This is a genomic window from Methylotenera versatilis 301 (genome assembly GCF_000093025.1).
GTDB classification, from domain to species: Bacteria; Pseudomonadota; Gammaproteobacteria; order Burkholderiales; family Methylophilaceae; genus Methylotenera; species Methylotenera versatilis.
In genome coordinates this window covers 2155958-2168780 of record NC_014207.1, presented here as the reverse complement: position 1 = coordinate 2168780, position 12823 = coordinate 2155958, and the positions used below count along the sequence as shown (strand labels likewise).

Below are 12823 nucleotides of genomic sequence, written 5' to 3'. Positions count from 1 at the left end.
AAACAATAGGCGATAAGGATAAATAATGTACTTTGCTTTATTCATGGTGGCGATACTCTTGGTAACTGGTTTCATTTGGCTACTAGACAGTTTGGTTTTAAAGAAAAAACGTCCAGTCGGAGCTGCAGAGCCTGTGGCTGTTGAGTATGCGAAAAGCTTTTTTCCTGTAATTTTTGTAGTGTTTTTCGTACGCTCTTTTATCGTTGAGCCTTTCAAAATTCCTTCAGGTTCAATGATGCCAACGCTGTTGGCTGGCGATTATATTTTGGTGAATAAATTTACCTATGGTCTACGTGTGCCAATTTTAAATAATACGTTCTTTGAAATTAAGCACCCGACACGCGGTGACGTGTTCGTGTTTCATTATCCACCTGAGCCATCGGTAGACTATATCAAACGTGTAGTTGGTTTGCCTGGCGACAAAATTCGTTATCAAGATAAACGATTAACGATTAATGGGAAATTTCTTGATGTACAGAGCGTAGGTGATTATGCCTATGTTAAGCCGGGCTTGAATATGGTGACTGCTAAGCAATATCGGGAGCAATTAGGTAATGTAGCGCACGATATTTTGATTAACGAATGGGTGAATAGTTACGACTCTGATGCAATTGGTGCAAAATTTGCAAATGATGAGGAAATTACCGTGCCTGCTGGACATTATTTGGCGATGGGTGATAATCGAGATGACAGTTCAGACAGCCGCGTTTGGGGTTTTGTACCAGAGAAAAATTTAGTTGGTAAAGCATTTTTCATCTGGATGAATTTTGATCAGGGTTCTCGAATCGGTAATTCAATACATTAACTCACAACATTTAATTTTCTAATAATGGAGAAATTTATGATTAATCTGCAAAAGAAAAGCCCTGGCAACCTTAAAAAGCAAGCTGGTGCTACATTACTTGGCATGTTGTTTGTCGGAGCAATGTTGTTTTTTGTTGCTGTCATTGCTATGAAGATTTTTCCAGCTTATCAAGAGTACTTTTCTGTCAAAACAGTTATTCGTGCTATGAATAAGGAGTCTTTAAATGATATGAGCAAAAAGGAAATTCAGGATTCTTTTAATAAGCGAGCAGATACTAGCTACGTTACAGTCGTCCACGGTTCAGATCTGATTATCGGCAAGAACAGTGCAGGTGAAACAACCGTTTCTGCACAGTATCAAGTCGTCACTCCGCTTTTTGGTAATATAAGTGTCATGATGGATTTTGATGCTTCGCCAGATGGCAAGTAAGTTATAAGCACAGGTAATTAAATATATTCAATGACTCAGCAGGATTTATCAAAACGCCTTAGTTACAAGTTTGTAGATAAAAATCTGCTGACTCAAGCACTCACACATCGTAGTTATGCTTCTCAAAATAATGAGAGACTTGAATATTTGGGAGATGGCGCGCTCAATTTCATTATCGCCAATCAGTTATACCAGCGTTTTCCAAGCTTGGCTGAAGGTGATTTAAGCCGCTTGCGTGCGCAGCTGGTTAAAGAGGCCACGATTAGCGAGATTGCATTCTCATTGGATATTGGCGATGCGCTAAAGTTGGGCGAAGGTGAGCTAAAAAGTGCAGGCTGGCGCAGACCTTCTATACTTGCAGATGCCTTGGAAGCTATTATTGGCGCGGTGTATCTTGATGGTGGATTTTTTGCGGCAGAGGCTTTGGTTTTGGAGCTTTACATCGAGAAACTTAGCACGATAGACCCTAAAATTATCGATAAAGATCCGAAGTCTTTATTACAAGAAATGCTGCAAGGCAAAAAAATTGCGGTGCCAGAATATGCAGTTGTTCACACTAGCGGCGAAGCGCATGCGCAGATATTTATTGTAGAGTGTTTTATACAGAAACTCGACATACGCACGGTAGGTGAAGGTACTAGCCGCCGCATCGCAGAGCAACAGGCAGCCCAACTTGCTTTGCTCGCATTAGAAAAAATTCGCTTTGGTAAAAGCCAAATTGCATAAACTATTATTGGATACCCCAAAATGACAGATTCAGACTTGGATTCAAATTTGGAGATAGACACATTGTCTGCATTCAAATGCGGCACCATCGCGATTGTAGGCCGCCCTAACGTAGGAAAATCTACGCTTCTTAACCATATTTTAGGCATGAAGTTAGCCATTACTTCGCGCAAGGCGCAAACCACGCGCCATCGCTTGTTGGGCATTCATACTACAGAAGATACCCAGTTCTTATTTGTAGATACGCCAGGCTTTCAACAAAAGCATCTTAATACGCTGAATAAAGGTTTGAATAAAACCGTGACACAAGTACTCACAGAGGTTGATGTGGTGCTGTTTGTGATTGAGCCTATGAAATTAGGTGAAGCTGACCGCAAAGTATTAGCGTTATTGTCAGATAAACCCCCGACTATTTTGGTGGTGAACAAATCAGATTTGATGGGTGATAAAGGTAATTTGTTACCACTGATTCAAGACTTTGATTTAGAATTTCCATTTACAGACATCGTGCCTGTGAGTGCAAAAAAGAGTCTCAATTTAGATGAGTTGTTGCATACGATTCGCAAGTATTTACCTGAGCAAGCAGCGATTTATGCTGAAGATGAACTGACCGATAAAAACGAACGCTTTCTAGCTGCTGAGCTGGTTCGCGAGAAGATTTTCAGATTGGTTGGTGATGAACTTCCTTATGCCGTCGCGGTGGAAATTGAAAAATTTGAAGTGGTTGGTAACTTACGCCGTATTTTTGTCGCCATTATTGTCGATAAAGATAGCCAAAAACCCATGCTCATTGGTAAAAGTGGCGAAAAAATGAAGCAGATTTCTACTGAAGCCCGCCAAGATATGGAAAAATTATTTGGCGGTAAAGTTTACCTAGAAACTTGGGTGAAAGTTAAAGGCGGTTGGGCCGACGACGAAAGAGCGCTAAAAAGTCTGGGTTATTAACTAGGCCGTAATTAAGCTAATTAGTTTAGAGTATTCAGTATGCCGAATAATGTCTATAACATTCCCCTTTATGGCAAGCCAATCGAGTTGGATGAGCAAGGTATTTATTACGCCATCAATCGCAAAACCGGCGATATCAATAATGTATTCCAGTTGGTTTATGAAGGTGATACTAAAGAAAATCAGGATTGGTATCTTTATCAGTTAAAAAATACTGGTAAGAATGGCGAAATGGGTTGGGTGATACTGGCTGACAATGGTGATTACCCTCTAAAAAGTGTGTCTACTGAAGAGGTTAAGCATCATTTTGACAAGCCAGAATATGCTGAACCTAAAGGTGCTTGGCAGCTTATGCGAAACTCACGATATGGCTTTGGCAAATTTACCCCAATTCATGCAGAAGATAATGTGCGTTTTGCATTGATTCTTTTCTCAGGCGCAGAAATGTTGGTGCCATTATTGATTTTAAAAGCGGATGATCATAGTTTGCAAAGTTTAGCTGAGCCTGAACAATAATGGCGGTTAGCTCCAATTCACACCGTCAAGATAACCAACCCGTCTATGTGCTTCACACCTACCCGTTTAAAGAAACTAGCTTAGTTGTAGAGTTATTTGCATATGGCTTTGGTCGTGTGGCTACTACGGCAAAAGGGGCAAGGCGGCCACGCTCTGCCATGCGCGGCATGTTGCAGTCTTTTCAGCCTTTACTCGCCACTTGGTCAGGCAAGTTAGAGCTTAAAACATTGCATAGCTTGGAATGGGGTAGTGGCTTACTCCTGCTCAAAGGTGAGGCACTGATGTGTGGCTTTTATCTGAATGAATTGTTGCTGCGATTGCTTCCGCGTGAAGACCCACATGAAAGCTTATTTGAGTATTACAGCGCAACCTTGAAGATATTGGCGAACGGTGAAAATTTAGCCACTACACTTAGACGTTTTGAACTTAAGTTGTTGCAGGAACTGGGATATGCAATTCCGTTACAGCACGATGTGAGTAATGCGCAAATTTTAGAAGATTTCAATTATCGATATATTGCTGAGCATGGTGCAACAAAGCTAAATGGGTCACCGGCGCGTGTAAATAATGGCATACAATTGCTTGGTAAAACCTTGATAGATATGGCTAGTGATGATTACAACAACATACAAACGCAGCAGCAGAGTAAGCAATTGATGCGTTATTTATTAGCCCATTATTTAGGCGATAAACCTTTGCACACACGGCAGTTGCTCATTGATTTGCAGGGTTTATAATTTTATAAAGTTTAAAGGTAGAAGTTAATTATGATTAAATTAGGTGTCAACATCGACCACGTAGCGACCATCCGCCAAGCGCGTGGCACCAAATATCCTAGCGTGGTTCAGGCTGCTTTGCGCGCAGAGCAATCTGGGGCAGATAGCATTACGTTACATTTGCGTGAGGATCGCCGTCATATGCAAGATGCGGATGTCCACGCTTTGCGTAACTTGTTGCAAACTCGTATGAATTTGGAATGCGCTGTGACTGATGAAATGATAGATATTGCTTTGGAAGTTTCACCACAAGATGTCTGCTTAGTACCAGAGCGTCGCGAAGAGCGCACTACAGAAGGTGGCTTAGATGTCATTGGTAATTTTGCTAATGTGCAAAAAGCAGTGAAAAAATTAAGTGATGCTGGTATCCGCGTATCATTATTTATTGGGCCAGACGCGGCACAAATCGATGCTGCAAAAAAAGCAGGTGCGCCAGTCATTGAGCTGCATACAGGTACATTTGCCGATGCAGAGAATCCAGTTGATAAAGACCGTGAATTGCAGCGCATCAAAGATGCTGTGAACCACGGTTTGAAGTTAGGTTTGGTAGTGAACGCAGGCCACGGTTTGCATTACCATAATGTGCATGAAATCGCATCAATTGAAGGTATCGATGAGCTTAATATCGGTCACGCGATTGTTGCTCATGCCTTATTTGTGGGCTGGGATAATGCAGTGCGTGAGATGAAGGCGCTTGTCAAAGAGTTTAGCTATAAATAATTTAACAAAATTGAAGCTAAATTAAAATGATTTTTGGTATTGGTACTGACATCGTAGAAGTGGCTAGAATCGAGGCTTCTATTCAACAGTTTGGCGATGATTTCGCCAAACGCATCTTGGCTGAGAGTGAGTTAACCAGCTATTTGGAATCCCATATCAAAGCGCGTTTTTTAGCTAAACGTTTTGCTGCAAAAGAAGCTTTTTCTAAAGCCTTAGGTACTGGGCTAAGAGCGCCTGCAACCTTTCAAAATATTGCAGTTTCACATGATGATTTAGGTAAGCCTTTGTTGGTTTTAGCACCTGAGCTGCAAGCGTTACTAAAATCTAAAAATATCACGCAAATGCATATTAGTATCAGCGACGAGAAGAATCTAGCCGCTGCATTTGTGGTACTAGAAATTGATAGTGCAGCATGATAGAGCCGATGGATGCAGCACGTCGATTTGGCGGGGTTTCAAGATTATACGGTGTTGATGGCTTAGCTAAATTACAAGCGATGCACCTATGCGTCATTGGTATCGGTGGTGTGGGGAGTTGGGCCGCTGAGGCGGTTGCGCGCAATGCTGTGGGTATGATTACATTGATTGATTTAGATAATATTGCTGAGTCGAATGTAAATCGTCAATTGCATGCGATAGAAGGAGCATTTGGTAAAGCTAAGGTGACAGCAATGGCGGAGCGAATCCGCCTGATTAATCCAGCAGCTGTGGTATATGAAATTGAAGATTTTGTGACAACTGAAAACGTGATTGAAATGCTCAATCGCAATTTTCATGGTGTAATGGATTGCATAGATGATGCTAAAGCCAAAGCCGCTATTGCCGCATACTGTCAGCAAAAGAACATTCCATTAGTCATGACTGGTGCGGCAGGCGGGCGTCTAGATGCAAGCCGTATTAAGCAGGCAGATTTAAGCCAAGTTAGTCATGATAAGTTGCTGGCAAAAGTACGTAATTTGCTGCGTCGTGATTATGGTTTTGCAAAAGCTGATGCAGGTAACGGTAAGCCTGCAAAACTTGGCATTCAATGCGTTTATTCAGATGAGGAAGTCATCATGCCAGATCGCGTATGTGAAACCAGCGATACGGCAATCACTGGTTTAAACTGCGCAGGTTATGGCTCTAGTGTATGCGTCACCGCGCCGTTTGGGTTTGCTGCTGCAGGATTGCTGATTCGAGACTTGTTAAAAAGTTGTTGAGTCTGAAGTTAATGAGTATTTTTGTCAGAATCTAACATCTTGTTCTCAAGCGTTTGATGAATTTGCTCTAATAAAAAATTTGTAGACTCTCGCCCAAGTTTAGATTCTCGCATCGCCATATGCCACATAGAGATACAACTTCTTAAGTCGTACTCATTGTGACATGAGTTAACGCACACCTTGATGTTGTATCCCATCAACCCCAAATAATCATCAGTCGATTCTAAAAGTATAGTTTTAATTGCAGCAATTTTTGCTGAGTCAATAGGTAACTCTTGATTGATTGAGTTGATGAATGACAGCGTACTGAGAGTTGAGTGATCAGGTGTTTTACTTTTACTAAATGAGTTTTTGCTATTGAATTGATGTATGTAGCCATCTGACATTAACTTTTTCAGTGTGATTGTTAGCTGCTCTTTCTTAAAAAACTTTTCCAGCTCATCAACATTACGAATACCATTGACCAGCAGCAAAACTTGCCGCTCCCTTACACTGAGTGTGCGATTCTGATTGATAAATTCATTGAACCCAAGGGCTGATTTTTCATAAACCATACTTATTATTTTTCTATATATAAATCTACAGATGGATTCTGGTGTAGAAATATTACAAAAAAATGTCAGTAAATCTAGTTCTATTGAGTAGATTGTTTTTCATCAAATATTCATCAATTTGTCACAATCGGCGCATAATATCTTATGCATATCAATAATGAAAATCATATGCGCTCAACTTACCCACCGTTAAAACTACTTAATCGCGATATTAGCATTTTAGCGTTCAATGAACGTGTATTAAGTCTTGCACAAAATCCTGATTATCCATTGCTAGAGCGTTTACGCTTTCTTTGCATCGTTTCTTCGAACCTTGATGAGTTCTTTGAAGTCCGCGCTGCGCCACATGTTGACGCGATGCGCGAGGACGAACGTAAAAGCGATATTAATGTACAAAGTTATGAGGCTATATCAGAAGCTGCGCATACTTTGGTAGATAAACAATATCAAATCTTTAATACCGAATTGATGCCTGCGCTGGCAAAAAAAGGCGTGTATTTGGTTTCGCACGGTGATCGTACAGCAGAGCAACGCAAATGGGTCGCTAAGTATTTTGAAACTGAGGTGCGTCCTTTGTTAGTGCCTGTCGCGCTTGATCCATCACATCCTTTTCCGCAAGTTGCCAATAAATCGCTCAATTTTATTGTGTTATTAGGTGGCAAAGATGCGTTCGGTCGGGATAACAATATTGCCATTGTTAAAGTGCCAAGAGTGTTGCCACGCTTAATTAAGTTACCTAAAATTTTAAGCGATAAACAGCAAAAGTTTGTTTCCTTATCTAGTGTCATCAGAGCACATTTGGCCAGTTTATTTACCGGACGTGAAGTGCTTAATTTTTCACAGTTCAGAGTAACTCGGCATTCTGACTTGGCTGTAGATGAAGATGATGTAAAGAATTTGCGTACAGCCTTGAGGCAAGGCTTAGTGCAACGTAATTTTGGTGATGCGGTTCGTTTAGAAGTGTCACATGGCTGCGATGAAAAGCTCGCTAAGTTCTTATTGCAACAATTTGATTTGCCTAAGCAGTCTTTATATCGTGTGAATGGTCTTGTGAATCTTGCCCGATTGATGCAATTAGCAGATTTAGCCGAAGGCAACGATTTGAAATTTAAGCCATTTGAGCCTAAACGTAGTGAGCAGTTGGTTTCTGGGCAATCATTCTTTACGCAGTTAAAGCAACGAGACATATTGATTCACCAGCCTTACGAGAGCTTTGAGTCAGTCATCGATTTTCTGCGTGAAGCGGTTTATGACCCAGATGTATTGTCGATTCAGCAAACTATTTACCGTACAGGCTCTGACCCACGCATGCTTAAATTGCTGCAAGAAGCTGTTAGACGAGGCAAAGAGGTGATGGCTGTGGTTGAGCTCAAAGCACGTTTTGACGAAGAGGCAAATATCAACTGGGCTGAGGATTTAGAATCAGTGGGTGCGCAGGTGGTATACGGCGTTGTAGGCTTAAAGACGCATGCCAAGATGTTGCTAGTGATGCGCCGTGAAGGTGCGCGTTTACAACACTATGGACATGTTTCTACAGGAAACTACAACCCTAGAACTGCACGCTTATATACTGATGTGAGTATGTTAACGGCCGATGTGCAAATCACTCGAGATATGGAATATTTATTTAGACATATCGCAAGTCAAATACAATTACCTCGCATGCAGAAGCTACTTGTTGCGCCGTTTAATTTGCATAGACAAATGCTGACTAAAATCAGAAGCGCTGAGCTCGCTGCAAAGGCGGGTAAACCCGCACGCATTATTTTAAAAATGAACGCGCTGACCGATGTTGCATTGGTGCAAGCCTTGGTCAATGCTGGGCGAGCTGGCGTTGAGATCGATTTGATATTGCGTGGTGCCTGCATATTGCCTGTAGATGCGCCTGGCCTTGATGGACGTATTCGAGTACGGTCAATTATTGGCAGGTTGTTGGAGCATTCTCGAGTGTTCTATTTTAAAGTGGATGAAGTAGAGCATATGTGGCTTTCAAGTGCTGATTGGATGAACCGTAATATGATGCGCCGTGTAGAAATTGCCTGGCCTATTGTTGATGCTGAGAATCGTGCACGAGTTTTGCTTGAATGTTGCCAGATGTACTTGGATGACAATAAAGATGCATGGCTACTTAACGCAGATGGAACTTATACATTGAGACCACCAGTGTTAACTCAATCTAAAGCGAAAGAAGCTGAATTTAGTGCGCAGCAACAGTTGCTAAAAAAATACGAAAACTAATGTAGCAGACCTAAAGTAGAGAACTAGACATAGATAACTTGGTGTAGAAACATAATGGCGAATTTGATTTTATGGCGACATGCCGAGGCTGAAGACCATAGTAAAAGTGGTGCAGATTTCGACAGAGTGCTAACAAAGACTGGTCATAAAGACGCTGCTAAAATGGCAAAGTGGCTGAATCAACATTTACCAGCCAATACCGAAGCGCTCTGTAGCCCAGCAGTACGTTGTTTACAGACGGTAGCCGCGTTACAAGCGCTAAGCTCAATTAACGTTGAAGTGGTTGATTATTTAAGTGTAGATAGCACGCCAGAGATCATTGCTAGCAAAGTCTGTAATGATGACAGTAGCCGGACCATTTTAATTATTGGGCACCAGCCCAATTTAGGCACGTTAATTACAAAGCTACTTGGCATGAGTGAGAGCGCATGCGCAGTCAAGAAGGGCGCAGTTTGGTGGCTGCGCCAACGCGTGAACGAGGGTGTTATGCAAACCTATTTATACGCTGTTAAACACCCTAATTTATAGGCGATATTATTTCTTTTTTGGACGGCCTGTTTTAATTGTTGGCACTTTACTCATAGCTACTTTCAACGCTGCATCAGTCATCGCAGTTAATTGCATAATACCAGCGCGTAATAATTCACTTTTCTTCGCAGGATTACCTAGTTTTGCTAAACGTTCTTTCAACACGTAAAGCTGTGCATATTCAGCTTTCGGCATTGTAAAGCTATCACGTTCCATTTTTAATTTAGGTGCTTTTTCTTTTGCAACTGGCTTGGCTTTTACAACTTTTGGCGCAACTGCTTTTGGTGCAGCTACAGCAGTTTTAGCCGCGGCTACTTTTGTAGGTGCTGCTTTAGCGACTACTGGTTTTTGGGTAACAGCTTTTTTAACAACAGCTTTCACTGGAGTGGTTTTTTCAACAGGCGCTTTTAGTGCTGCAGCTTGTAGCTGATTGATTTTTGACATTATGGTCTCCTAAATAAACGGTATAAACAGTTTATACCGTTACAGAATGTTTGAATGTGAATTTTTTATGACAAAATGTTAAGTATTTGATATTTCCAGTCGCCAGTTAATTTTCTGCCACGCGATGGTTTCTTCATCTAATAGGTAATAAGATTGCGGAAATTTTTCAGGCCAAGATTTTGGTATGTTTAATTGAATATTATTTTGTTTGAAGTGCAGTTGAAATCCACGTAGGTTAGGCATTTGGCGAGCATGGCACAAAATAACTGCTAGGCGTAAACAGACGAGTTGCATGACAAAAATACGGTCTGAAAAATCAGTTTCCAAACGCTTTAATTTACCTTTATAACCTAGTGTTAACAGGCTTAAACAATGCAGTTCGCTTTGTGAGAAGCCTGCTGGCTCGGTATGTTCTAGGATGTATGCGCCATGTAAATTAGCGTCAATTGGCGATACTGCGCAGCCAATCTCATGCAGTAGGCTAGCCCAATGTAATTTACGGGCGTGCACTTGTTGCTCACCATCTGCAAAATGTATGTTCTCACTAATTTTTTCAAATAGCTTTCCAGCAACTTCTGCCACAGTTTTTGCGTGCGGTTCATCTACATCAAACTTACGTGCTAAACGTTGAACAGAGGCGTTTCTTAGATCGACCATTTCATTGTCACGTGCGAGCATGTCATACAGTAAACCGTGTCTGAGTGCACCCTGAGCTACGTTTAACGTTTCAATCTTTAAAAAATCAAATATGCCGATAAGAATAGATAAGCCACCTGCAATGACAGGCTTTCTATCTTCTTTTAGACCTAATAGGCGTAATTTATCTACGTGCTTAGTGCGTAATAATTCATCTCTAAGCCAATATAGACCTTCCTTAGTGATGGTGTTAATTGGTCGTCCGTATTGCACTAACACGTCAGCCACCGCGCCAACCGTGCCAGAAGCGCCGTAGGCAATGTCCCATTGCGTGTGATTAAAGTGTGTGCCTAAGGTGTCAAAAATGGATTCAGCAGCAATCTCTGCACGAGTAAAAGCATTTTCGGTGTAATCACCTGAACCAAAATGTTTGAGCGACCAGGCAACTGAGCCTACATGTAGTGACGCTGTATGTTGAGATACAAAGCCTTGGCCTAAAATGAACTCAGTAGAACGACCGCCAATGTCTATTACCAAACGTCGCTCATTCGATTGCGGTAGAAATCTGCTCACGCCTTTGTAGATGAGACGTGCTTCTTCCACGCCAGAAATGACTTCTACATCAAACCCTAACGCTTTTTTGGCTAGTTTGATAAATACATCGCGATTATTGGCCTCGCGTAAGGTTTGGGTGGCGACTGCACGTACGTGAGAGGGGTCAAAGCCTTGTAGACGCTCGCCAAATCTAGCTAGGCAGCGAATGCCACGTTCTATGGATTCTGTTGTTAGATTGCGGTTTTCGTCTAAATCACCACCTTGTCGTACCGCTTCTTTTAGGTATTCTACGCGTTGAATGTGGCCGCTATCTAAACGACCGATTTCAAGTCTGAAGCTGTTTGAACCTAAATCAATCGCCGCGAGTAAGGTTTTGTCGGCAGGTAATACTGGTAAATTATTTAGGTTATTTTGCATGGTCACCAACTTAAACTTTAGAATGTTCTATAAAACAATATTATTGTTTATTCTGTAATTATAGTTTGAAACTTTGATGACAATTGTAAAATTAAATATCAGAGATTTGTCTTATCGATAGTGGCTTCGGCAGAACCAGCACCGAATGTCAGCGTCACATCGTCTCCCTGTCGTAGTTGCTGGCTTGAACTGATAATCGTTCCCAGTTTATTTTGTACAAAAGCGTAACCGCGGGTAAGCACGGCTTGTGGATTAAGGTGGGTTAAATTCTGGCTCGCACGTAATAAATTTTGCTGTTTATTTTTTACTTGCTGATTCATGACAGTATTCAAACGCAAAGTCATTTGCGCGAGTTGCGATTTCTGCTGTTCAATTTGTTGAGTCGGTGAAATGAGTCTACGTGATAAGTAATCTAGCGCTTGCGCGCGCTGATTAAGCTGATATTGCATCATTCGGCTTAACTGCTGTTTTAGTTGATTGAGTGCGCCTAGAATGTTTTCTCGAGAAGGTGTGGCTAGCTCGGCAGCAGCAGTTGGCGTTGCGGCACGTACATCGGCTACAAAGTCGCAAATGGTAAAGTCGGTTTCGTGACCGACGCCACTAATTGTAGGTATTGAGCATTCTGCAATAGCTCGAGCAACGATTTCTTCGTTGAATTGCCATAAGTCTTCAATGCTACCGCCGCCCCGACAAATAATCAGCACATCGCATTCAGCGCGCTCATTAGCCAACTGAATGGCATCAGCGATCTGTATTGCTACACCTTTACCCTGCACTGGCGTGGGGTAAATCACAATCGGAATGCTAGGCATGCGGCGTTTGAGTGTAGTGAGTACATCGCGTAACGCTGCGGCATCTGGCGATGTCACTATGCCGATCTTTTTAGGATGCGTTGGTAGTGATTTTTTAAACGCCGCATCAAATAAACCCTCTTGCTGAAGCTTGGATTTGAGTTTTTCAAACGCCTCAAACAGCACACCCAAGCCCGCACGTTGTAAAAACTCGATGGTGAGCTGAAAGTCACCGCGTGCTTCGTATAGCGTGACAGTGCAACGTGCTTCAACTTTATCACCTTCTTTTGGCACCCAATCTAAATAGCTGTTACGGCCTTTAAACATCACACAGCGTACTTGAGCGCTGCTGTCTTTAAGTGAAAAGTACCAATGCCCACTTGCTGCACGCGTCAGATTAGAAACTTCACCAGACACCCAGAAAAGTGGAAAACTTTGCGTTAATACCTGATTGGCTAAACGATTTAGCTCGCTCACGGTCAAAATTTTCCCGTTACGAATTTGCTTTTCATTCAATAAAGTAGGTTCAGTCATCAGGCGTTATC

15 protein-coding genes are annotated in these 12823 nt (G+C 41.9%); 11 read left to right on the top strand and 4 right to left on the bottom strand.

Annotation, left to right across the window (positions count from 1 at the left end; translation table 11 throughout):
- Nucleotides 1-25 precede the first annotated feature (25 nt).
- From lepB to M301_RS09830, 9 genes are read left to right on the top strand one after another with little or no spacing between them, the layout of a single operon-like run.
- The gene (gene lepB / locus M301_RS09870; RefSeq protein WP_013148631.1) at nucleotides 26-805 is read left to right on the top strand and encodes a signal peptidase I; all 780 of its coding nucleotides are present in this window, start codon (nucleotides 26-28) and stop codon (nucleotides 803-805) included.
- A gap of 36 nt (nucleotides 806-841) precedes the next feature.
- Nucleotides 842-1234 carry a DUF4845 domain-containing protein gene (locus M301_RS09865; protein WP_013148630.1) on the top strand — a complete coding sequence of 131 codons (393 nt, stop codon included), beginning with the start codon at nucleotides 842-844 and terminating at the stop codon, nucleotides 1232-1234.
- 30 nt (nucleotides 1235-1264) lie between these two features.
- Nucleotides 1265-1960 (top strand): ribonuclease III, encoded by a 696-nt coding sequence (gene rnc / locus M301_RS09860; RefSeq protein WP_013148629.1) that lies wholly within the window; start codon nucleotides 1265-1267, stop codon nucleotides 1958-1960.
- Between the two features lie 21 nt (nucleotides 1961-1981).
- Nucleotides 1982-2905 (top strand): GTPase Era, encoded by a 924-nt coding sequence (gene era / locus M301_RS09855; protein WP_013148628.1) that lies wholly within the window; start codon nucleotides 1982-1984, stop codon nucleotides 2903-2905.
- Nucleotides 2906-2944: 39 nt separating this feature from the next.
- Complete coding sequence (locus M301_RS09850; RefSeq protein ID WP_013148627.1) at nucleotides 2945-3421, top strand: hypothetical protein; 477 nt, start codon at nucleotides 2945-2947, stop codon at nucleotides 3419-3421.
- Nucleotides 3421-4158 carry a DNA repair protein RecO gene (recO, locus tag M301_RS09845; protein ID WP_013148626.1) on the top strand — a complete coding sequence of 246 codons (738 nt, stop codon included), beginning with the start codon at nucleotides 3421-3423 and terminating at the stop codon, nucleotides 4156-4158. Before M301_RS09850 ends, recO begins: the two co-directional genes overlap by 1 nt.
- Before the next feature lie 30 nt (nucleotides 4159-4188).
- Nucleotides 4189-4917 carry a pyridoxine 5'-phosphate synthase gene (gene pdxJ, locus M301_RS09840; RefSeq protein ID WP_013148625.1) on the top strand — a complete coding sequence of 243 codons (729 nt, stop codon included), beginning with the start codon at nucleotides 4189-4191 and terminating at the stop codon, nucleotides 4915-4917.
- A gap of 26 nt (nucleotides 4918-4943) precedes the next feature.
- Nucleotides 4944-5333 carry a holo-ACP synthase gene (gene acpS, locus M301_RS09835; protein ID WP_013148624.1) on the top strand — a complete coding sequence of 130 codons (390 nt, stop codon included), beginning with the start codon at nucleotides 4944-4946 and terminating at the stop codon, nucleotides 5331-5333.
- Complete coding sequence (locus M301_RS09830; protein WP_013148623.1) at nucleotides 5330-6115, top strand: tRNA threonylcarbamoyladenosine dehydratase; 786 nt, start codon at nucleotides 5330-5332, stop codon at nucleotides 6113-6115. The genes acpS and M301_RS09830 overlap by 4 nt, the downstream gene beginning before the upstream one ends.
- Nucleotides 6116-6123: 8 nt before the next feature.
- On the opposite strand, the gene M301_RS09825 is transcribed toward M301_RS09830, so the two are convergent.
- Nucleotides 6124-6669 carry a hypothetical protein gene (locus tag M301_RS09825; protein ID WP_013148622.1) on the bottom strand — a complete coding sequence of 182 codons (546 nt, stop codon included), beginning with the start codon at nucleotides 6667-6669 and terminating at the stop codon, nucleotides 6124-6126.
- Nucleotides 6670-6837: 168 nt separating this feature from the next.
- Between M301_RS09825 and ppk1 the strand changes: the two genes are divergently transcribed.
- Nucleotides 6838-8907: a polyphosphate kinase 1 gene (gene ppk1 / locus M301_RS09820; protein WP_041360057.1), complete on the top strand. Its 2070-nt coding sequence runs from the start codon at nucleotides 6838-6840 to the stop codon at nucleotides 8905-8907.
- Nucleotides 8908-8961: 54 nt separating this feature from the next.
- The gene (locus tag M301_RS09815) at nucleotides 8962-9435 is read left to right on the top strand and encodes a SixA phosphatase family protein (protein WP_013148620.1); all 474 of its coding nucleotides are present in this window, start codon (nucleotides 8962-8964) and stop codon (nucleotides 9433-9435) included.
- Between the two features lie 6 nt (nucleotides 9436-9441).
- On the opposite strand, the gene M301_RS09810 is transcribed toward M301_RS09815, so the two are convergent.
- From M301_RS09810 to xseA, 3 genes are all read right to left on the bottom strand, one after another.
- Entirely contained in the window at nucleotides 9442-9879 is a 438-nt protein-coding gene (locus tag M301_RS09810) for a hypothetical protein (RefSeq protein WP_013148619.1), read from the bottom strand.
- Nucleotides 9880-9957: 78 nt separating this feature from the next.
- Nucleotides 9958-11487: a Ppx/GppA phosphatase family protein gene (locus M301_RS09805; protein WP_013148618.1), complete on the bottom strand. Its 1530-nt coding sequence runs from the start codon at nucleotides 11485-11487 to the stop codon at nucleotides 9958-9960.
- 98 nt (nucleotides 11488-11585) lie between these two features.
- Complete coding sequence (xseA, locus tag M301_RS09800; RefSeq protein ID WP_013148617.1) at nucleotides 11586-12812, bottom strand: exodeoxyribonuclease VII large subunit; 1227 nt, start codon at nucleotides 12810-12812, stop codon at nucleotides 11586-11588.
- Between the last annotated feature and the right edge of the window lie 11 nt (nucleotides 12813-12823).